Origin of the sequence: Kangiella sp. TOML190 (assembly GCF_023706045.1) — a bacterium.
In the GTDB taxonomy this organism is placed as follows: Bacteria; Pseudomonadota; Gammaproteobacteria; order Enterobacterales; family Kangiellaceae; genus Kangiella.
In genome coordinates this window covers 630,960-653,185 of the sequence record NZ_BQYL01000001.1, presented here as the reverse complement: position 1 = coordinate 653,185, position 22,226 = coordinate 630,960, and the positions used below count along the sequence as shown (strand labels likewise).

The 22,226-nt window shown below is 43.9% G+C and carries 19 protein-coding genes; 15 read left to right on the top strand and 4 right to left on the bottom strand.

Going from position 1 to position 22,226, the window contains the following annotated elements; all coding sequences use genetic code 11:
- Positions 1-91: 91 nt before the first annotated feature.
- On the top strand, positions 92-895 hold the full coding sequence (locus tag NFS34_RS03135) for a hypothetical protein (protein WP_251358429.1): 804 nt from the start codon (positions 92-94) through the stop codon (positions 893-895).
- 261 nt (positions 896-1,156) lie between these two features.
- On the opposite strand, the gene NFS34_RS03130 is transcribed toward NFS34_RS03135, so the two are convergent.
- The 4 genes from NFS34_RS03130 to nadK are packed head-to-tail and all read right to left on the bottom strand — an operon-like array spanning position 1,157 to position 4,381.
- Positions 1,157-1,510 carry a hypothetical protein gene (locus NFS34_RS03130; RefSeq protein ID WP_251358428.1) on the bottom strand — a complete coding sequence of 118 codons (354 nt, stop codon included), beginning with the start codon at positions 1,508-1,510 and terminating at the stop codon, positions 1,157-1,159.
- 4 nt (positions 1,511-1,514) lie between these two features.
- Entirely contained in the window at positions 1,515-3,170 is a 1,656-nt protein-coding gene (recN, locus tag NFS34_RS03125; RefSeq protein WP_251358427.1) for a DNA repair protein RecN, read from the bottom strand.
- Complete coding sequence (locus NFS34_RS03120; protein ID WP_251358426.1) at positions 3,160-3,480, bottom strand: hypothetical protein; 321 nt, start codon at positions 3,478-3,480, stop codon at positions 3,160-3,162. Before NFS34_RS03120 ends, recN begins: the two co-directional genes overlap by 11 nt.
- A 4-nt stretch (positions 3,481-3,484) precedes the next feature.
- Positions 3,485-4,381 (bottom strand): NAD(+) kinase, encoded by an 897-nt coding sequence (gene nadK, locus NFS34_RS03115; protein ID WP_376707958.1) that lies wholly within the window; start codon positions 4,379-4,381, stop codon positions 3,485-3,487.
- 124 nt (positions 4,382-4,505) lie between these two features.
- Here nadK and hrcA point away from each other — a divergent pair, with 124 nt between their 5' ends.
- The 14 genes from hrcA to carA all read left to right on the top strand — a co-directional run bounded on the left by hrcA (position 4,506) and on the right by carA (position 22,226).
- A complete protein-coding gene (gene hrcA / locus NFS34_RS03110; RefSeq protein WP_251358424.1) occupies positions 4,506-5,540 on the top strand; it encodes a heat-inducible transcriptional repressor HrcA in 1,035 nt (344 codons plus the stop codon).
- A gap of 185 nt (positions 5,541-5,725) precedes the next feature.
- Complete coding sequence (gene grpE, locus NFS34_RS03105) at positions 5,726-6,316, top strand: nucleotide exchange factor GrpE (RefSeq protein ID WP_251358423.1); 591 nt, start codon at positions 5,726-5,728, stop codon at positions 6,314-6,316.
- A 319-nt stretch (positions 6,317-6,635) separates the two neighbouring features.
- Positions 6,636-6,938 carry a hypothetical protein gene (locus NFS34_RS03100; RefSeq protein ID WP_251358422.1) on the top strand — a complete coding sequence of 101 codons (303 nt, stop codon included), beginning with the start codon at positions 6,636-6,638 and terminating at the stop codon, positions 6,936-6,938.
- Positions 6,939-7,097: 159 nt separating this feature from the next.
- Positions 7,098-7,814 carry a YebC/PmpR family DNA-binding transcriptional regulator gene (locus tag NFS34_RS03095; protein WP_251358421.1) on the top strand — a complete coding sequence of 239 codons (717 nt, stop codon included), beginning with the start codon at positions 7,098-7,100 and terminating at the stop codon, positions 7,812-7,814.
- A 170-nt stretch (positions 7,815-7,984) separates the two neighbouring features.
- On the top strand, positions 7,985-8,659 hold the full coding sequence (locus tag NFS34_RS03090; RefSeq protein ID WP_251358420.1) for a hypothetical protein: 675 nt from the start codon (positions 7,985-7,987) through the stop codon (positions 8,657-8,659).
- Between the two features lie 682 nt (positions 8,660-9,341).
- A complete protein-coding gene (locus tag NFS34_RS03085; RefSeq protein ID WP_251358419.1) occupies positions 9,342-13,778 on the top strand; it encodes a hypothetical protein in 4,437 nt (1,478 codons plus the stop codon).
- Positions 13,779-13,955: 177 nt separating this feature from the next.
- Positions 13,956-15,884, top strand: coding sequence for a molecular chaperone DnaK (gene dnaK, locus NFS34_RS03080; protein ID WP_251358418.1), 1,929 nt, complete (start codon positions 13,956-13,958; stop codon positions 15,882-15,884).
- 176 nt (positions 15,885-16,060) lie between these two features.
- A complete protein-coding gene (dnaJ, locus tag NFS34_RS03075) occupies positions 16,061-17,197 on the top strand; it encodes a molecular chaperone DnaJ (RefSeq protein ID WP_251358417.1) in 1,137 nt (378 codons plus the stop codon).
- Between the two features lie 265 nt (positions 17,198-17,462).
- Positions 17,463-18,014: an SEL1-like repeat protein gene (locus tag NFS34_RS03070; RefSeq protein WP_251358416.1), complete on the top strand. Its 552-nt coding sequence runs from the start codon at positions 17,463-17,465 to the stop codon at positions 18,012-18,014.
- The gene (locus NFS34_RS03065) at positions 18,004-18,615 is read left to right on the top strand and encodes an arylesterase (RefSeq protein WP_251358415.1); all 612 of its coding nucleotides are present in this window, start codon (positions 18,004-18,006) and stop codon (positions 18,613-18,615) included. Before NFS34_RS03070 ends, NFS34_RS03065 begins: the two co-directional genes overlap by 11 nt.
- Positions 18,612-19,106: a GNAT family N-acetyltransferase gene (locus tag NFS34_RS03060; RefSeq protein WP_251358414.1), complete on the top strand. Its 495-nt coding sequence runs from the start codon at positions 18,612-18,614 to the stop codon at positions 19,104-19,106. Before NFS34_RS03065 ends, NFS34_RS03060 begins: the two co-directional genes overlap by 4 nt.
- An 82-nt stretch (positions 19,107-19,188) precedes the next feature.
- Positions 19,189-19,617, top strand: a complete 429-nt coding sequence (locus tag NFS34_RS03055; protein WP_251358413.1) for a hypothetical protein — start codon at positions 19,189-19,191, stop codon at positions 19,615-19,617.
- 12 nt (positions 19,618-19,629) lie between these two features.
- A complete protein-coding gene (gene dapB, locus NFS34_RS03050; RefSeq protein ID WP_251358412.1) occupies positions 19,630-20,457 on the top strand; it encodes a 4-hydroxy-tetrahydrodipicolinate reductase in 828 nt (275 codons plus the stop codon).
- 605 nt (positions 20,458-21,062) lie between these two features.
- Positions 21,063-22,226, top strand: coding sequence for a glutamine-hydrolyzing carbamoyl-phosphate synthase small subunit (gene carA, locus NFS34_RS03045; RefSeq protein ID WP_251358411.1), 1,164 nt, complete (start codon positions 21,063-21,065; stop codon positions 22,224-22,226).

Below are 22,226 nucleotides of genomic sequence, written 5' to 3'. Positions count from 1 at the left end.
ATCATCACTTTGGAGTCGCCCTCGCGTTATTTTTGACTTCTATTTTTTTGGCTTGTGCATAGTGAGTTAACTTTGTTAAATGGAGAACACTATGAACAAACGCACTACCAATAAAAGCAACACCTCAAAATTCAGCTTCAAAAAACTGAACCACTGGCCATTGTTGGCTATTTTCCTACTACCTTTGAGTGTATCGGCGGTTGAAGAGGAGGAAGCTCCGGGAATGTCCGAAATGTGGGAAGTGGAAGTTGCTGCTAAGGATACGGAAGCTTTTGAAAAAGCTTTTAAAGATCATATGAAAGTTCGCGCTAAAAAGGGCGACCCTCGAGCTTGGCAGGTATATACCCCGCACACGGGCGATGAAATGGATCGCTACTTAATTCGACATTGTTGTTTCAAATGGGCCGATAGAGATGCTTATGCTAAATGGTCCCAAGACAGCGAGATCGGCAAAGACTGGAATAGTGGCCCTGGGAAATATGCTAAAAGTTATAGCCATCACTATTCGTGGGTTGACCATGAAAATAGCAATTGGCCAAACGATGGTAAGTCCTATGCAATGGTCGGGGTCACCACTTACAAAATCAAACCGGGTTCTAATGCCAACGAATCGGTCAAGGAAATCAGCAAGTTGGCCAAAGATATGGGTTGGGATAAGTCTTGGGCTTGGTCTTTCTCTGCTTCGGGGCCAAGTAGCGTCCGCTTAGTATTCCCATTTGAAAACTTTGCAGATATGAGCCCTTCTTCACCAAGTTTTGCCGAAAAAGCAGCAAAACACCTAGGTTCTAAAGAAAAGGCCGAAGCGGTGTTTGATCGTTTTTCCAGTAATTTTAAGGGAACAAGCTACGCCATCTTTACGCATAGAGGGGATTTATCTTCAAAGATGGATAAGTAGTTTGAAAAACATCTTTTCTTTCGATGATTCGTTCTATCTTTTAGGCTGGAAATTGCTCCTGCATTTCCAGCACTCCCTACTTCCTTGTAGGTCGTTAAAAGTCAATTTTGCTTGCTCAATTACCATTTAGGGAATCGCCGCTTCAAAATTGGCTTTTGCTTTGACTTCAAAAGAAAATCTAGTCTTTAATAAAGCCGTCATCCCCGTGAACGATCGCCAGGGATGGCGAAAGTTCGCGGGAATGACAAAATATTCTAGTTCTTAGTTAGAGGGTAATGATGTAGAGGTGTGTATTTCAAAACTACCTGCTCTAATATCATTAGACATATCTTTATCACTGCAGTTATAACATTCAAGGCAAATAGAACCGTTTTCAATAAAGGCGATAAAACCGACTTCTTGGTCTTTAAACTTACCTGAAACAATCGGCGTGCTGCATACTATTTTTTTGTTGGAAACAATATCTTTATGCTCTATATCAAGGAAATATCCCGCGCCTGTAAATTCACAGCGAATACTATCAGGGCTTAAAATTGCTTTGCGAAGCACATCTTTTGATAGCGCATCTGAGCAGAGTAATCTAAGAGCTTCTTTCTCGAAATCTTCGACTTTCATAACTCTATTGGGCTAACAATTCCTTTGCATGGCTTCTAATCGTTTCAGTAATTTCTACACCGCCTATCATACGGGCGATTTCTTCGACGCGCTCATCGCATGAGATTTCGAGCATTTGATTGCTGGTGCTGGTTTTGCTTTGCGATTTGGCGACCAGTAGATGTTGATGACCTTGGGCGGCAACTTGCGCTTGGTGTGTAACGCAAAGGATCTGCGCTTTTGCGCCTAAAGATTTTAACAGTTTGCCGACAGTTTCGGCGGTGCTGCCGCCAATACCTACGTCCACCTCGTCGAAAATTAAAGTGGGCAGTTGAGTGGTTTGGGCGTTAATCACCTGCAGTGCTAGGCTTATGCGAGAAAGCTCGCCACCTGATGCCACTTTGCGCAAAGGCATGGGCTGTTGCCCTGGATTGGTGGAGACCATAAACTCGGCCCTTTCTAATCCTATTGATTTAAAGCTTTGCGCATCGTGCACTTTAAAAGCAACTTCAAATACGCCATTGCCTAATCCCAGCTGTTGCATTAAAGCAACGATTTCTGTATTCAGTTTTTTCGCCGCTGTTTGGCGTTTTTTACTGATGGTTTGCGCCAATTTTTGGTATTGGGTTTGCAACTTCGCCAGTTCTTGTTCCAATTCACCGAAGCTGGCTTCATCACCTGCCAGTTGAGTTAATTCGTCTTCGAGCGATGCTAAAACTTCCGGTAAGGCTTGGATACTGGTTTGATGTTTACGAGATAAATCATGTAATTGTGACAACTCACTATCCAGCTGTTGCAGTTGCTCGGGATCCATATCAACCGATTCTAAATAATTTCTCAACTCGGCGCTGGCTTCGTCAATTTCCACTAGAGCGGATTGCAATAAATCGTGCGTGTTTTTTAAATTGTCATCAACACCATACAGCTCGCTAATTTGCGCAGCCACTGAATTGAGAGTGGATGCTATGCTTTGCTCGTCGTCATTCAGGGCGGCGAGGCTAGCTTGGCCTTTGGTTAACAGCTGACTAGCATTCGCCGCTCTTTTATGTTCATTTTCTATTTGTTGAGCGCGATCGATGGGTGCTTGTGACAGTTCTTCTAGTTGATAGTTGAGTAGATCTTTTCGATCATTTTTATCTTTTAGCGCAGCTTGGAACTGGTTCAGTTGGCCTTGAGTATGCTGAATATTTTTAGCAAGCTCTGCCAATTTTACAGCCTTATCGGATAGCCCTGCGTAGCGATCGAGCAGTTGCAAATGAGTCTGTGGTTTGAACAGCGATTGGTGCTCATGTTGCCCATGAATATCCACTAAAAAATCGCCAAGCTCAGAAAGCTGGGCTAAATTTACTGGCTGGCCATTAACAAACGCCTTGGAGCGGCCATCATGATTAATCACTCTGCGCAAAATACAGTCTTGCTCCTCATCCAGCATTTGCTCTTCGAGCCAGTTTTGCACTTTGGGCAATTGTTCAATATCAAAAATCGCGCTAATTTCTGCACGTTTGGCGCCATGACGAACCACGCCAGAATCGGCTCGATTACCCAAAGCAAACCCAAGCGCATCCACCACAATAGATTTGCCAGCGCCAGTTTCACCAGTGATCACGGTCATGCCAGCGCTCAGGTCTAAATCGAGCTGCGCAATAATGGCAAAATCTTTAATATGGATGCTAGTTAACATTGTTTGAGGAATCTTCTTTCCAAAGAAATAAATACCAAAATACTGGCATCGAAAAAATATTAAAGAAGAGTATAGCTAGGCTCCATAAACCTTTCTTATTTTTAGCTATATTATCTAACTTATAGTTTAGAAATAAATAAACAATGACTAATGTAAATACAAAACCCATCTGTAAAAATATTAAATTTTCATAATGATCAAAATTAGAATGATCGTTAAAAATTTCTGTCGCAACTGAGGTAGCGTAAAAAAAGTTAAATAAGGGAAGCAGTGTAACTAGCAGAAATAGCGCTAATAATATTTTTTTCATATTCTTATAATTTCGAGCCCCAGCCCAATTTTGTTCTTAGCAGGCGGAAATAGTCGTAGTCCTTGGGGTGTAATAGCCACATTTCTTGCTTACGCTTGCGAATGCAGATCGTTTCCCCTTGGCGTACCGGAAAGCGCACCTGACCGTCACAACTTAAGCGCGCTTCGTTGCGATTGCCTTTGCTAAAGACTATATCTACTTTAGATTCGGCATCAATCGAAATGGGTCGGCTGGAAAGGGTGTGCGGAAACATCGGCACCAAGGAAATGGCATTAATTGCTGGTGACATAATTGGGCCGCCAGCGGAGAGTGAATAAGCCGTTGAGCCAGTTGGTGTGGCGATAATCAATCCATCGCCGCGCACGCTATACACAAAAGAGTCATTGATATAGACCTCAAACTCAATCATGCGTGAAATTTCACCTGGGTAGAGCACAATATCATTCACCGCGTCGCTAAAACGCGGATTGTTGGAGTTTTTATCGCCGTCGATTTCTGCTTCGAGCAAGAAGCGCTTCTCTTCTTTGTAGTCGCCCGCTAAGACTTCGGCGACTTTTTCGCAAACCTGTTGCGGCTGAATATCGGTTAGAAAGCCTAAATAGCCGCGGTTCACGCCAAGCAACGGAATATTGTAGTCGCTCATCAAACGCGCGGCATACAGCATAGAACCATCGCCACCAACCACAATCACCAAATCGCACTGCTCGCCAAGCGTCTGCCAACTGACTTGTTGCTCTTTATCAATGGCCAAATCTTTAGCCACAGAGTCTTCAACCAATAGCTGATATTTTTCTTGTTCCAGAAAATTAAACAAGGTCATAATGGTTTCACCGACTTCGTTATGTTTCGGCTTGCCCATAATGCCTATGGTTGAAAATGTTAGCTGATTGCTAGGATCCAAACTCTTCTGCACTTGTAATTCTAGTATTGAGCCATATTTAACAATATATAGGCCGATAAATAAACCTTTGAATTAACACAAGAAGCTAGAGACAGATGGAAAAGGCTTCCCTATAATCAATGCCATGAGTAAATTCGACGAACGCGCCCAAACCCTGATGAAAACGCTGGTAGAAACCTATATCGCCAGTGGTCAGCCTGTGGGTTCCAAGTCGCTGTTGGAGCGCTCGCAATTAAGCGTTAGTCCAGCCACTGTGCGTAATGTGATGCACGATTTGGAAGAAATGGGTTTATTGATGGCGCCGCACACTTCTGCTGGGCGGATCCCCACTGCCCAAGGAGTGCGAATTTTTGTCGATCAACTGCTGACAGTTAAAGACGTCGAACAGAATTATCAACAACAACTCAAACGCCAATTAGAAAAAGCCACTGAAACTGGGCAAATGCTCAATAGCGTAACCAGCATGCTTTCGCAAATAACCAATATGGCGGGGCTGATTCGAGTACCAAGACGGGACGTGACACGGGTCAGTCAGGTGGAGTTTGTGCCTTTGTCGCAGAAAAAAGTCTTGGTGATTTTAGTACTGGATAATGGTGAAGTGCAAAATCGCGTGATTCAGCTTGATATGGAGATTAGTCGCGAAGAGTTGCAACAAGCCGCTAATTATGTGAACCAACATTATGCGGGAAAAGAGCTGGATACGGTGCGCAAGGAGCTGTTTGAAGAATTAAAGTCCGACAAGGCGCAGATGGACGAAATGATGGCTTCGATGATGGCGGTCGCGGAAAAAGGGTTTGCCAATGACGATGGGCAAGACGAGGAAGTGCAAATTTCCGGCAAGTCGCAATTGTTAAACTGGGTTAATACCGGCGATATTTCTGACTTACAGTCGGTGTTTACGGCTTTTTCCGAAAAAACGCAAATGCTGGGTTTGCTCGACAAATGTTTGTCTGCCGATGGAGTGCAACTCTTTATTGGCGAAGAGTCGGGTTATGATGTCTTAAACCAGTGTTCAGTGGTTGGCGCGCCTTATTCGGTCGACGGCCAAGCGGTTGGAGTATTGGCGGTAGTCGGGCCTACTCGGATGGCTTATGACAAGGTGATCCCGATTGTCGATATTACTGCAAAAATCCTCAGTTCTGCCTTGAAATCTGAGTAATAAGCCTTATTATTCCCAGCAAGGAAATCTGCTGCACTAGCAACTAGTTTGTTAAATGCCAATTCAAAATCCTCAATTACCCATTAGGTAATCTCCGGTATTTTCATTGTCATTTGCCGCCTACTTGCGTCGCTCGCGACGATTTCAAATTATTGAACTAATCTTATTCCATTTGGAGAATAGAAATGTCTGAAAAAGACGTTAAAAATCAAGAAGCTATTAAAGCAGCGGAAGAGGCTGTTGAACAGGCAGAAGAGATCGCTGCTGAAATAGAAGGCGAGCTGGTAGAAGAATTAACTGGTGATGCAGCTCGCATTGATGAGTTAGAAAAAGCCTTAGAAGAAGCCGAAGCTAAAGCTGCTGACAATATGGATCTGGCACTGCGTACCAAAGCGGAAGCCGAGAATATTCGTCGTCGTAGCGAAAATGAGGTTGCCAGTGCGCGTAAATTTGCGATTGAGAAGTTTGCCAATGAAATGTTGGCGGTGGTCGATAGCTTAGAGCAAGGCTTGGCGCAGAAGGCGGAGCATGAAGAATCGATTGCCATGAAAGAAGGGATGGAGCTAACGTTAAAGATGACTTTGGCAACTTTGGAAAAATTTGGCATCGAGCAGCTCAATCCGCTGGAAGAAATTTTTGATCCGCAATTGCACGAAGCTATGACCATGGTGCCAAGCCCTGATCATGAATCCAATACGGTGATTGACGTATTCCAAAAAGGCTATAGTCTTAATGGTCGTTTGATTCGTCCAGCTCGTGTGGTGGTCGCTCAATAATGCCTTGTCAGTAAAAGCATTTTTTTATTAAACCGCGACAAGTTCGCGGTTTTTTAATTGTAAATTAGCAAGTTTTGACTGGCATCACACTGCTTGAAAATTGGCGGAACTTATCCCCAAAACTGTAAATCTCTACCGCGCCTCATTCGTACCTCGAACCTTTTAACGAGCAAAAAGCACACCAGTTGTTGATTAAGATCGTGAGTCGTTCACAGTCGCAACAAATCCTGCCTTTTGAACTTAACTCTGCCAACTTGTGCACATTTTTGTGGTGGTGAGTGCGCTACAAAAAGCCTTCCTAAACACGAGGAGTACAGGTATGAAACAATTAATAATCTTAACATTGGCATCTTTATTTTTTACGGCAAGCGCAGCGGCAGACGAAGCACTCACAGCAGAAGTATTGAAAGAAAAAAGCTTGGCTATGTGCGAAAGTAAAGCTTCGGTTTTACCTGAAGGAGAAAAAGCAGAGGCACTAGCTGTGTGTCAGTGCGTCGCGGAAAATACTAACTATGAGTTGATTTTGGAAGCTAAGAAGAGTGGCGATGACTCGGTAGCTAAACAACATATGGAAGAAACCCTAAAAACCTGCAAAGCAGAAGATGCATCGATTGGTAGTTAAGTTTTAAAATTCAATAACCCCTATCAAAACGATGATTTGAAAGCTGACCACTGGTCAGCTTTTTTTTGCAAGTTTTTCTGGGCAATTTGCGGATAAGAGGTTTAAAAGCCGCCAAACAGTCGGTAAAATCGCGACTTAAGAGACATTTAGGAACGCAATATGGGTCGCGCATATCAAAACCGTAAAGATTCGATGGCCAAAACCTCGAATCAAAATTCAAGAATTTACAGCAAGTTCAGTCGCCAGATTTATGTGGTGGCAAAACAAGGCGGCGCCGATCCAGAAGGGAACTTAGCGCTTCGTAGCTTAATTGATAGTGCTAAACGCGCCCAAGTGCCCGCGCACGTGATTAAAAACGCCATTGATAAAGCGACCTCGGGCGCTGGTGAAGACTTTGCGGTAGCGCGTTATGAAGGTTATGGCCCAGGTAATACCATGGTGATTGTGGATTGCCTAACTGATAACCCTAACCGTACTTTCGGCGAGGTTCGTCTTTGTTTCACTAAAACCAAATGCAAAATTGGCACCGAAGGTAGCGTCAGCCATATGTTCGACCATAGCGCTATTTTCGTATTCCCGCATGATGACGAAGAAGCGGTACTGGAAGCTTTAATGATGGCGGATGTGGATGTTTCGGATATTGAACATGAAGAGGGCATGATCACAGTATTCGCACCAAACACCGAATACGCCAAAGCCAAACAAGCGCTAACCGAAAACTTCGGCGAGATTGAGTTTGAAGTGGACGAGATTCAATTTATCCCAAAAGTCATGGCACAAGTACCAGCCGAGGATATGGAAATGTTCGAAAAATTTATGGAAATGCTAGAAGATCAAGATGATGTGCAGAATGTATATCATAATGCAGAGTTGTAATTGACTTTGTCATCCCAAACTTGATTTGGGATCTCATAAAGACGTTACTAAAGCCTGAGTTAATCTCAGGCTTTTTTATGGTCACTTGATTTCAGAATTATATTATTAATGTTGGCATCAGAAACAATTATGTTAAAGTTAGCTGGTATGGATGGTAAAGGAATTTTAATATGCAATTAACAGTGGTTTCAGGAAAAGGGGACAGTGCACCTGATTTTTTTAAAGAAGGAGCAATTTGGGACTTAAAAGAAAATAACTCTAAAATTTCTTCAATTAAACTATTTAAAGATAGTTATGTAGAAAAGTCTATGATTAAAGAGCTGGCTATTCTAGAAGAAGGCAATAAGAAATTAATATTAAGCATTTTTTTTGATGAAGCTCATGAAGCGAAACTTGAGGCAGAAAAGAAGGATTTAGATGAGATTTTAAGAATCAAAAATTCCTTGGGAGATCACAAGGAGTTTAAACACGTTGAAAAAATATCTATTTTAAGCATCATCGGTTTGATTTTTCTTGTGATTTTTCTATTTTCAGTGTTTAAAGAAGATGATTTAGGACTCAGTGAAAATACAAAAATAAGGCTGTGTAAAGCTGCACTTGCTAAGTTAAATGCTAACTCTGCATTTAATTATTCGAAAATAGATCAATCTTCAAGTGGATTTAACATACAAAGTGATAAAGGTTATGGCTACAGTTGTGATATTAATGGTAAGTCTATTGAGTTAGACAGTCCTAACTGGAGAAGTATAAAAACAGGAGTGTTATCTAAAAGTAATAATTGTGTCACTTTTAAAGTAAAAGATGATGTATTTAATATGAGCCATACGGGACAAGTCTGTAATTAATCCCCTTGAGCTAGCCGAGGGAAGCAAAGTTATAGTGTAAATTGGGCAGGGACAGCCCAATTTAGCAAAGACGAAACAGGGATGTTTCGTTTTGCGGCGCGTAAGTAACTTTGATGAACGAGGGGAGTGCGCAGCACCTAGCGACTGGGGTGTCATTTCTTTTGGTTCGTTTTCTTTAGACAAGTAAAGAAAATGAACAAGTAAAACGGTAAATAAGCTATTAAATAGTACAAAGTGCCGATTAACTCAGGCATTTCAGGAAAATCCCACCAAGATTCCCGCTTTCGTGGGAATGACGTTTTAAAGGGCATGACATGCTTAATGGAATGACGGATCAGCCAATAACCTTAAAAAAGGTAAGTTTTCTTATTTTTTCCCTTGATCTCCAAAACCCTGCTTTTATAGAGGTATCAAGCAATTTCAAATTTTGATGTTCAGTAAAAAATACCGACAAAAAAGTTAAAGCAAAAATTGTCGCTAGTTCACAAAAGATTAAATATTTTGTGAATCCACTTGCAGAATTTTAATGCAAGTCTGCATTAATTGCTCGCTGTGCTTATAAAGCAAAGCATAGCTGCATTGTTAACTTTATCGACATCTATTTTTCACAATTTTCTTCGATAAAATAGAGCCTGCTGAACATGAAGTTTGGCCGCAAAGATCATATTGTAAGGAGAATATCATGGCTAAAAAACCTTCTCAGGAAAAGGCCAGTGGCGGTTCTGCGCCTAAAAAAAGCTCTCAGGTAGCAGAATCCAGTTCACGACTATCAAACCCAAGTCAGGGTGAAAGAATTCGTGCTGAAGCGATAAAGTCAAGGGAAGTCTTGGATGGCTTCAAGCACAAGGTTCACCGTATTCAAGCGCAAATGCAGAAGCTGGATAAGGAAGCGGAAAAGCTGTACCTAAATGGTGACGATAAGTTGGCCGATAATGTGCGGCGAAAGAGCGAATTGTTAGCTAAAGAAATGGAGCAGATTTTAGCGTTGGCTAAAGATATTCCGCAGGCAGCTCAGTTTTTTGGCATTGATGAGCAAGAAGACGTTATTCGCCTAGAAGCTGCGGATCTGGTGGGTGAAAAACGTTTTGATTTTAACGACCAGCTTCAAATCCAGCCAGCTCAATATTTAGGTTCGAGTAATTTTAATGGATTAGGTCCTCGAAATGTCAGCGTACTTGAGGGAGATGTTCTAAAGCCAGTAGAAAATATTGGCAAAATTCGCCTGAAAGTTACTAATGAAGAAAGCAAATTAGCCAAGAATGCGACTTTTAGTATTTCTGGTAAGGATCCGCAATCAGGCGAGATGGTTTTACTCAAGCAAGGACTAACCGATGGTCAAGGCTATGCTTCGGTAAATATGAGTCGAATTCCACGCGATTCGTTTGAGGAATTACAAGTCGAAATTGGTTCTTCAGCGGGTGGCGTAACCTCTAGCCATCGTTTATTGATTCCGGAAATCCGTTTACAAAATGAGCTGGGTTCAGCTCATATTTTTGTGATCCCTAAACAATTGGATATTCCAGAAATTTTTACTGGTAATGATAACGAAGGAAGGCCTGGAACGATCGAAGATCCCGATGACATAGACATTTCGGTATCGCCGGATTCTTTTGGTTTAAATGAGGAGCACGTGGATGGTAATTGTTGCTTGCGGCCTCGAACTGAATTTGCCTCAAGAGAGTATCATTTCCGACAAATCGTGCGCATTACAGACGCGGATTTAGTGTTTGATAACAAGCGTTCGGTGGATAGAAATAAAGTCACTGGGCCAATTCCTTTTGGGGATGAAAAAGAAAGTACCTATTCAGTTACTGGTGGCAACTTGGTATTAGGTTTGGCCAACCTTTATAAGCAAGGTTGGTATCCGGTAGGTCAAGGGTTAGGTAAGTTATTGTATTCGACGTCGTTAGCGCCGTGCGAAGACATTAATATTACCGTGATTGATTGGCGTCGCAGCGAACGCGATACTCGGGTCGAGCAAACTACGTCACGCGAAAAAATGGCGCATCAAATGAATCACGATCGTTCGATTGACGAAGTGGTGGATGCGGTTCTAAAAGAAAAACAGTCTGGATCTTCTGCTTCTGGCGGTGGCGGTGCCAGTTTAGATTTGGGGTTTTTTAGTATTGGCGGCGGTGGCGGCGGCACTAGCAGTAGTACCTCAGGTCGGCGCGATGTTCATAGTTCTACAGTTCAAGATATCTCTGATACGGTAACGCAGAAAGCCTCTGCTTATCGTTCACAACGCAGTACCGTGGTCACTACTTCGACGCAAAGAGAGTCGGAGCGGATCAATACCCGCAATATCCATAACCATAATAAAAATCACGTCATGAACCTGATGTATTCGGCGGTGGTTTCGCACTATGCGGTAAAAACCGAATTGGTGGAAGAAAAGCCCGTGGTGTTGGTTCCTTATGATATTGATGATGATATTTTCGATAAAATTCCTAGCTTCGATAAGTTTGTCAAAGCCCCATCGCGACCGATCACCCGCTTTTTAGACCGTAATTCACGGATCTTAAGACGACTAGTGCCGCGAAAATACCGTCGAGCGTTTAATTCACTAGGCCGCTTGTTACATTGTGGCGATGTGTACGATATCGAAAAGCCTTATGCGACCTTTTCGCGCTGGAAAATTGATTTGGATCGTTCATGGCGCAAAGGTATTTCCTTGAGTATCGAAACGGCTTCGGGGCAAAGTATTCCATTAGAACCGCGCGGTGTCAGCGGGCAGAAAGGCCCAGTGGATTATCGCTCGCTGCCAGTAAAAACCACCGATCTGGATCAGCTAAGAGTGTCCTTTGATGCTGATGAGGCGATTAATAACATCAATTTAGGCATTTTCGGCAATATCGTTGGCGAGCAGTTTATTGATGACTTATTGGGCAATACGCAAACTCATAAGTTAGAGCGTATCGAAATTACCGCTCGTACTGACGTTTCCAGATTTATGCCTAGCCCACAATCCTTCCGTTTAACGGTTGGCGGGGTCAATGCCACTTTATCCAAAGATAATCCGGTGGTGATGGTGTCGGTGGCCGATGTGGAGCCGAACTTCGAAGATTACCGTGGCCGAGAGCACCAAGACTATTGTCGCCTGCAAGAGTTGATCGCTCATATCCAGTCACATCCGATGCGCTATATGCGGGCCTTGTGGTTGCGCGAAGATCCGGATCGACGAGCGATTCGTTTCGATCAGTATGAAATGAATGGTGATTCTTTATTGGATAAAATCGTTAATCGTCCATTAGGCGTTTTAGGTAATTACGTTGCTTTTGCCTTGCTAGAAGGGCATCGCTATGTGCAACTGGATCCGCCGGATTTTGTGGTTTCCAGTCGCATTGTGACCATGCCTACTCGCGGTATTTTTGGCGAAGTGTATCTGTCTTGCTGCAACGCTACAGAAAAGCGCGATGTGGAACGCTTTATCGATCCAGAGCAAGCTTGTGGCAGAAACGCACCGGATATTACCGGCGTTACTCCTGGCTCAAGAGCTTCTCGTGGCAATACTACTCCGACGCCATTGGCAGCGCCTATGGTGAACTTACAAAACGTACCTGGCTTGCCGGATCCTACTGGCATGACCGCGGCCATGAACACCTTGAGTACACCGGATATTTTCAGGGATCTATCACGTGGCGCAGAATTGTTGCAATTTATCAATAATGCAACCAAAGAAGCCTTCACCAGTACTCGTCAGCACCGCGCGGCGATGGACGCCATTGCCGGTGACGTAGTGCGTGGCTTGGTTTCAGCCTATACCGGCGTTCCGATCCCCAGTAGCGGTGGTAAGAAAGGTGGCGCTGCTTCAGGTACGACGGGAATACAATCTTCGCCATCGGGATCAGGCGGCGCGGGCGCTAAAACTTCTGCTGGCTCCTCGCCCGATCCAACCCAAGCTTTGGTCAGCGAAATGGTGCGCTCGACTAATCCAGCACAATTGAGCGACCATTTGCAAACCATTCAAAGGGCAGTTCAGTCGGGCGTCCTTACCGAACAGCAAGGGAACACGGCAGCCAATGCCCTGATGGGTAATGCAACCAGTTCCACCGCCGATGATCCTAATGCGGTAACCTCAGTGTTAACCGTTCCGGCGTCGCGCGATGGGCTAACTTTTGGTGCCGTCGCTGGCAGCAAAACGGGCGAACTCGATCTTGAGGTTACGGTAAACAATATGCCTACTGGAGGTAGCGTTCAGTGGTCTTGCGCGAATCCAGGCGCGGTCAGCTTTAGTGATAACAGTGCTACCGCAACTAAGGTGACGGCATTGATGCCCGGCAAGCATTTGATTCAGTTCAAAGTATTCGACAGCGCCAATAATCAAGTGGGTTCAACTATGGATATTCCGGTTGCTATTCCGCAGTTTGTGTTAGTGCAAGAAGATGCCGCTAAGTTTGATAGTGCTTTATCCAATTATGGTTTGGATACGGTTAAAGACAGCGTAGTTAACGTTATTAAGGCGACCGCGGAGCAGTTGTTAAGTACCGCCAATGTGCGTCTTGTTTGGCAAGTGGGTAGCCTTAATGAAACCCTGCCAGCGCAGTTTAGCGGCGCGGGAGTGGCTTCGGGGAATATTTCGATAGCCAAGCTGGAGGATGAAGATCCGACCGATACCGATTATGGGCGCACGCTATTTGTGGGCGGTGCCTTTGGACCAAGCGTCTTTAACGAGCCGATCAAGATCTTCACCGGTGAATACGACGATCCGTTGGTGACTACAAGCCCTAATGACAGCATTGATGATGCGGTTAGTCAGTTAGTCAGTGAGATCAGTGGTTTAGCATCGACCGATGCGCGCTTAACCAGTTTAAATATTAACCTGATTGGACGCTTAATTGGCGAGACTTTGGCACATGAGGTGATCCATAGCCTAGTGGGTAAGATTAAGAACCCGAATGGCACCTTCACCAATCATAACTCACCGGCTATAGCATCCGGTTGCATTATGAACCCTGGTACTCAACGAAGTGTGCACCATAGAACGGGCCTTGAAATCACCGATCTGCCAAACTTCCCGGATCAAGGTAGTTATACCGATCACGGCACTAGCGCGATTAACACCGCTTGTAGTGGCGTGCAATCGCAAATTGATGCGGATTTCCCCATTAGTATCTAGTTCCGTACTCGCTCATAACCCCTTGCCCCTCAACTGAGACTGGTTGAGGGGCTTTTTTTGCTGTAGGCAAATAACCCCAAAAAAATTAAGTTTTCTTATTTTTTCCCCTTGATCTCCTAAGCCCTGCCCTTATATAGACTGCAAGCAAGTTTTAACAGTATTTTTCGGAGTAGAAAAATGGGCAAAATTATCGGTATCGATTTAGGTACAACCAATTCATGTGTTGCAGTCTTAGACGGCGACAAAGCACGCGTTATCGAGAACTCTGAGGGCGGTCGTACGACTCCTTCGATTATCGCTTTTACCGATGGCGAGACCTTGGTAGGCCAATCGGCTAAGCGTCAGGCAGTCACTAATCCTGAGAACACCTTATACGCGATCAAGCGTTTGATCGGGCGTAAGTTCAAAAGTGACGTGGTGCAAAAAGACATCGAAATGGTCCCATACAAGATCGTTGAAGCGGACAATGGCGATGCATGGGTTTCAGTAAATGGCAAAAACATGGCGCCACCTCAGGTGTCAGCAGAAGTTTTAAAGAAGATGAAGAAAACTGCTGAAGATTTCCTAGGTGAAGAAGTAACTGCGGCGGTAATTACCGTTCCTGCCTACTTCAACGACTCACAACGTCAAGCGACTAAAGATGCGGGTAAAATTGCTGGTCTTGATGTGAAAAGAATCATCAATGAGCCAACTGCTGCGGCTTTAGCTTATGGTATGGATAAAGAGCGTGGCGATCGCACTATCGCGGTTTATGACTTAGGTGGTGGTACTTTCGATATTTCTGTTATCGAAATCGCGGAAGTTGATGGTGAGCATACTTTTGAAGTATTGGCGACTAACGGTGATACTTTCTTGGGCGGTGAAGATTTTGATAACCGCGTTATTGAGTATCTAGCAGAAGAATTTAAGAAAGAACAAGGTATCGACCTTAAAGGCGACGCATTAGCGATGCAACGTTTGAAAGAAGCGGGCGAGAAAGCGAAGATCGAATTGTCTTCTAGCTCACAAACGGATGTGAACTTACCTTACATCACGGCTGACGCAACCGGTCCTAAGCACTTAAACATCAAGTTAACACGTGCCAAACTAGAAGCATTGGTAGAAGACCTGATCGAGCGTTCAATGGCGCCAGTTAAACAAGCGCTGCAAGACGCTGGTTTATCAACCTCTGAAATCGACGATGTGATTCTAGTTGGTGGTCAAACCCGTATGCCGAAAGTACAAGAAGCGGTAACTGGCTTCTTCGGCAAAGAGCCACGCAAAGACGTTAACCCTGATGAAGCAGTAGCTATGGGTGCGGCGATCCAAGGCGCGGTATTGGCTGGTGACGTTAAAGACGTATTGTTGTTAGACGTAACTCCGCTATCTCTGGGTATCGAGACCATGGGTGGTGTTATGACTAACCTTATTGACAAGAACACTACGATTCCGACTAAGGCTTCGCAAGTATTCTCGACAGCAGAAGATAACCAAACTGCGGTTACCGTTCACGTATTACAAGGTGAGCGTAAAATGGCCCAGCAGAACAAATCGCTAGGTCGTTTTGACTTAGCGGATATTCCACCTGCGCCACGCGGTATGCCACAAATCGAAGTTACGTTCGATATTGACGCTAACGGTATCATGCACGTTTCTGCCAAAGATAAAGCTACTGGTAAAGAGCAGTCGATTCAGATCAAAGCCTCTTCTGGTCTAAGTGATGAAGAGATCGAGCAAATGGTACAAGATGCCGAAGCTCATGCTGAAGAAGATAAGAAGTTCCAAGAGCTGGTGGAAGCTCGTAACCAGGCGGACGGTTTGGTTCATGCTAGCCGTAAATCTTTGAATGATGAAAACGTTACTTTTGAAGATGGTGAGAAAGAAGCGATTGAAGCTGCTGCTAATGATTTAGAAGAAGCGATCAAGACTGACGACTTAGAAGAAATCAAAGCTAAGACGGAAGCCCTAAGTCAAGCATCTGCCAAGTTAGCCGAGCGCATGTATGCTCAAGCACAGCAGCAAGCAGAAGCTGGCGCTCAGCCAGGTTCTGAGCAAGCTTCGAATACAGCCGATGATGTGGTTGATGCTGAATTCGAAGAAGTAAAGGACGACAAGTCTAGCTCGTAATTTTCATCGCTAACTTTGTTGCGATACTAGCTCCGATGCTCAAGCACTATTGTGCATTACGCTTCTCGTTACGTATCGCGCCTCGTTATCAAAGAAAATTCCTGACTTAGACAGGTGCAAAATAGACGCAGGATTAAGTTCCTGCGTTTCTAATTTAAAAACGAAAGAAGATAAATATGTCGAAACGTGATTATTACGAAGTGTTGGGTGTTGCTAAAAGTGCCGATAAGGCGGAGCTGAAAAAAGCCTACCGTCGTTTGGCGATGAAGAACCATCCCGACCGTAATCCTGATGACAAAGAGGCGGAAGCGCGCTTTAAAGAAGCTAAAGAAGCCTATGAAGTCTTGAATGATCCGCAAAAACGCCAAGCTTATGATCAGTTTGGTCATGCGGGGGTTGATCCAAGCATGGGCGACGGTCAAGGTGGTTTCCACGGTGCAGATGTCGGCGATATCTTCGGTGATATGTTTGGCGATATTTTTGGTGGCGGACGTCGCGGAGGCGGTCGTGCTGGCCCGCAGCGAGGCTCAGATCTGCAATACAATATGCAGGTGACTCTTGAAGAAGCGGTGAATGGTGTTACTAAAACCATCAAAGTTCCGACCTATGTAGACTGTGAAACGTGTGATGGCTCTGGTGCTAAAGAGGGCTCTGAAAAAGTTACTTGTGGTACCTGTCACGGCCAAGGCCAAGTACGCATGACCCAAGGTTTCTTCTCAGTGCAGCAAACTTGTCCAGATTGTCAGGGGCAAGGGCAAACCATTAAAGATCCATGTGGTGATTGCTCTGGTCAAGGTCGTGTACACAAGACTAAAACGCTTTCTGTGAAAATTCCAGCAGGCGTCGATACCGGCGATCGGATTCGTTTATCTGGCGAAGGCGAAGCGGGTGGTCCTGGGGCTCCTGCCGGTGACTTGTATGTTCAGATCAATGTAAAAGAACATGAGATTTTTGTGCGCGATGGTGCTAATCTTTATTGCGAAGTCCCTGTAAGTTTCGTTACTGCGGCGCTAGGCGGAGAACTAAAAGTACCAACGCTGGATGGCAAAGTTAGCCTAAAAATTCCAGCCGAAACGCAAACTGGCAAAATGTTTCGTTTAAAGGGCAAAGGGATTAAAGCCTTACGTCAAAATTATACTGGCGATCTTATGTGTCGCGTGATTTTGGAAACACCGGTGAAACTCAGCAAAGAGCAAAAAGAAATGCTCGAACAGTTCCAGCAAAGTGTTGAAGAGTCGGGTGGGAAAAATAGCCCGAAAGAAACCGGCTGGTTCGATGGCGTTAAAAAATTCTGGGATAATATGACCAGTTAATGCTAAATTAAAAGCCCGCAGCAAGCGGGCTTTTTTATGGGAGATTCATGAGAATTCTTTTTATAGTATTTTGTTTTTTATTTTTTGCTGATGTTGCGTATGGGGATAAGTATAAGCTTATACGACAACATTTATTGGAGGCCGCCGAGAGAGGTGACCAATCAGTACAGTATGCAGTGGGACGAGCACATCTTTATGGTGATTATGGTTTCAAATAAATAGAGATATAGCTATTTTTTGGTTAAAAAAGGTAGCAAATGATGATATGCCACGTATATACGAAGTTATCGCTCGTTCCTATCATTTTGCTTTAGGTGGAGAAAAAGATCTAACTAACGCTGTTAAATGGTATAGAAAGGCTGCTGAGTTAGGTGTCGGTTCTGCTCAGGACTATATGGGCTTATTTTACTCTGGAGGACATGCGGGTTTAAAACAAAGTTGTGCGGAAGCGCTTTATTGGTATGACCGAGCTATTAAAAATGGATATGAATATTCTTATGGTAACAAAGCGTGGATGTTAGCAACTTGTCCTGATAAATCTTTACGAAATGGTAGAGAAGCTTTACAGATAATGAATTCAATTTTAAAAGAAAATTATAAGAAGACAGCTGGTAATTTAGATACATTAGCAGCTGCTTACGCTGAAATTGGGGACTTTAAGAATGCTGTTGAAGTACAAGAAACCGCATTACATAAGCTTCAGGGACAAAAGAATACCCCGCGTTATCGTAAGTTTGAGGAAAGGTTGAGTCTCTATAAAAATTCTAAAACTTGGTATGGTTGGTCTTATGCTTACCCAGAAGAATTTGATCAGTAGTCTAGTAAAAAAGTTGCCGGTAGTTATTGTCTTTCTGCTAATTAGTTGTGCAGACAATAACCTTAGAACGCTGTCGTTAAATAAATCAATTCTCACCTTCGGCGATAGTTTAACTGCGGGTGTAGGTGCTGCGGAATATGAGGCTTATCCTGCGCAGCTTGAGAAATTAATTGGTTTTAAAGTTATCAATGCCGGCATTTCGGGCGAAACCACTCAGGAAGGTTTAACCCGCTTGGCAGCAGTGCTCGATCAACATAATCCTCAGTTAGTGGTTTTGTTAGAAGGCGGCAACGATATTCTGCGTAATTACAACCTTGTGCAAACCAAGCAGAATTTAGCTCAGATGATCGAAGAAATTCAGTCGCGCAATATTCAGCTTATCTTATTGGGCGTGCCTGAAAAAAATATTTTCTCAGATTCAGCGCCTTTATACCGAGAGTTGGCTGAGCAGTACCATCTGGTATTTGATGGTGAAATCATTTCAGATCTGATTAAAAACAAAAAGTATAAGTCGGACTCGGTTCATTTTAATGGCTTGGGTTACCAAAAGTTGGCGCAACGAATTGCTGAGATTCTTGAAGATAATGGTGCGCTTGAGTGAGTAAACAAGTTCAAATCCTAAGTCGGGCTTATAAGGCTTCCGACCAAGCCGCATGTTTAGCTATTTTTCGATCTAATATTGGCCTTTATTTTGGAGCTGAAGAAATTCAAGATTACCAAGAGTTTTTATTGAATCAGGTCGAGGATAATCACTATTTGGTGCTGTATTTAGCGCAAGATCCCGCAGCGATTCTAGCCTGTGGCGGTTTTGGTGAATTGGAGGAGAAAATATTTTTGCGCTGGGGAATGGTCGACCAAGCGGCGCACAAGCAAGGGCTAGGCTTGCAGTTGTTAGCGCATCGATTAGCTGCAGTAAATTCCGCTTTGGGACAGCGCGAGGTTTATATAGATACTTCGCAGCAGGTTCAAGGCTTTTATGAAAAGTACGGTTTTAAGGCGATTTCGGTGATAAAAGACGGTTTCGCTCCGCAAATTGATAAAGTTCGAATGCAGTTTAGTGATTGGGATCAAGCATTTATCCAGTCTGTATGAAAATTAAGCGCTTTTATTTGATTTTGATGGCAGTTTTTCGGTATTGTGTCGGCTGATTTTATCGGAATATTAATGAGGCTTTATGCAAAAACTAGCTTTCTTTTTATCTATTTTGTTACTTTTGTTGATTTCAAAAACCGCTTCGGCACAACTGGTGATCTATCCTGATTTTCAGATCCCACCTGAATACACAACAAAAGCCGATTATAATCCGGCAACCTATTTGGCCAAGTATCCTGTAGCCAATACTGGCAAGATCTTATCTGAGGATAAAAAACAGAAGCTGGCCTGTTTATTGGTGGCTACAGAGAAGAGCACTCAAGCAAAGTTCAAACATTCCTTTATGGTTGACTTAAAGCAGCCTTTGATTGCTTTGACTATGACCAATTTTCCGGAAATTCGTGATATGGAGTGGGGTGGCCGCCGCGATGCCAATGTGAAGTATATGAGTTTATCGCAAATCGCAAAGGGCGTTGAAGGCTCAATAGACAAATCTAGTTGTAATGCTTAAGCAGGAGCTTTAATGACCATTGCTTTAATTATAAATGCGGCTACTGGTCGTATGGGGAAGGAATTAGTGGCTTCCGCGGTGAGCGATGCGGATGTTAAAGTTTCCGGTGCTTTAGCGCGGCCTAACCATCCGTTGCAAGGTACCGATATTGGCTATTTGATTGGCGCTAACCCGCAAGGCACTCACATTACTGATGACTTGTCAGCAGCGCTTGATAGCGACTTAGCTGGTCAGCAGCTATTAATTGATTTTAGCCTGCCCGATTATTCGCTAGCGTGCCTTCGAATGGCTTTAAAATCGAAAACCCCAATGGTGATAGGCACTACGGGTTTCAGCTCTGAGCAACAATTAGAAATTGAAGCAGCTGCCCAGCAAATCCCGATCATGCAAGCTTCGAATTACAGCTTGGGTGTCAATACGCTGATTCAGCTGGCTGTCGAAGCGACACGAATCTTAGGTAAGCAAGCCGATATTGAGATCTTTGAAGCACACCATAAGCATAAAATCGACGCACCTTCTGGCACCGCCTTGTCTATCGGTGAAGCTATTGCCAGCTCTCAGGGTAAAAAACTAGACGAGATTAAAACTTTGCAGCGTGCAGGTGAACGAACCGAGGGAGAGATTGGTTTTTCGGTAATGCGGGCAGGTGAAATTGTTGGGACTCATGAAGTAACTTTTGCGTTAGATGGTGAGTTGATGAGCATTAAACATCAAGCCCAATCAAGGCAATGCTTTGCTCAGGGCGCCATTCAAGCGGCTAAGTGGCTATTTCAGCAAGATCTGCAAGGCGAAAAAGGGTTATTTTCCTTACAAGACATGTTGGCTGACCTGAAAAAGTGATAATTAGATCACGTTTTGTAGTGATTTTGTAGGAAAGTGACCATTCTACTTGTGAGAGTTTGCTTAAAACCTGATCAGTGATCATTCTTTTTTCCCCAAGAGTTTGTTTAAATTTCAATCTGTAAAAAGGTTAAGTTATTGATTATAAAGGACTTAAAATTGTTAGAATTTCATATTGTCGTTTAATTTTCCAGTTGCAAAGCTTCTAAAAAAGCGTAAATTATCAACTGTACCAAGGAGGTACGACTAAGGAAGACGAAGCCGAAGGACATGGTGAAACACGGAAGTCGCAGGGAGCAACAAATCTGGCATGAGGCCAACTGAAAATGGGCGCGAACTAGCGCCCTTTTTCTTTTGTGACCATTTCGAGCTGACTAACCTCTTTTTTCTCCTAGTTTATATTTAGTCAAAAATTCCTAGAGGATCGGACGGTTTTAAATAGACTTCATTAAGGTGATCCCTTAAAATAGCGCGAATTTGCCAAAAATCCGTAAACCGTAAGCATTACGGACTCATTCGTTGATGAGTCTGGATTTTTTGCACCTTTTTTTTACAGGCGCATTAGCAATTTTTATTGTCGCTTAAGCATAGTATTGGAGGTTTCCTTGTCAGCACCACAGCCTTTTCAAGAGCTTCAGCCCGCCATTCTAGTCCTTGAGGATGGTAGTATTTTCCGTGGTACTTCAATTGGTTGTGATGGTCACGCCGTCGGCGAAGTCGTTTTTAATACGGCCATGACTGGCTATCAAGAAATCCTGACCGATCCTTCTTACGCTAAGCAAATGGTGACTTTGACTTATCCGCACATTGGTAACGTGGGTACCAATACTGAAGATGAAGAGTCAAGCCAGGTTTGGGCAGAAGCTTTGATCATTCGTGATTTGCCGCTGCTGCAAAGCAACTTCCGCTCCGAGGAAACTTTAAGCGAATACTTAAAGCGCCATAATAAAGTCGCAATTGCCGATATTGATACTCGTCGTTTGACTCGAATTCTAAGAGACAAGGGCGCACAAAACGGCTGCTTGATGGCAGGCGCTGATGTCGCGGATCTCAGCGAGGACAAGGCTTTAGAATTAGCCAAGCAGTTCCCTGGTTTAAAGGGCATGGATTTAGCTAAAGAAGTATGTACCAAAGAAACTTACCAATGGGATTCGGCTTCTTGGCAACTGGGCAAAGGCCATGACAAGCTTGAAGATAAGAAATTCAAAGTGGTTGCTTACGATTATGGCGTCAAGCGTAATATTTTACGAATGCTTGTTGATCGCGGTTGCGAGTTAACGGTGGTTCCAGCGCAAACGCCAGCGAGCGAAGTGTTAGCCATGCAGCCTGATGGGGTTTTTCTGTCCAATGGCCCTGGCGATCCGGAGCCTTGCGATTATGCTATCGAAGCGATCACCGAGATCGTTGAAACTGGTACCCCAACTTTTGGTATCTGTTTAGGCCATCAACTGTTAGCGCTAGCCAGTGGCGCCAAAACTATTAAGATGAAATTTGGCCATCATGGTGCTAACCATCCGGTACAAAACCTCGATGATAAAACCGTATTAATCACCAGCCAAAACCACGGCTTCGCAGCGGATGAAGATACCTTGCCAAGTAATTTACGCGCAACTCACCGGTCTTTATTTGATGGCTCTTTGCAGGGCATTCATCGCACCGACTTCCCAGCGTTTAGCTTTCAAGGTCATCCTGAAGCAAGCCCGGGCCCACACGATGCAGCACCATTATTCGACCATTTCATCAAGCTAATGACTGAACACAAAGCATAG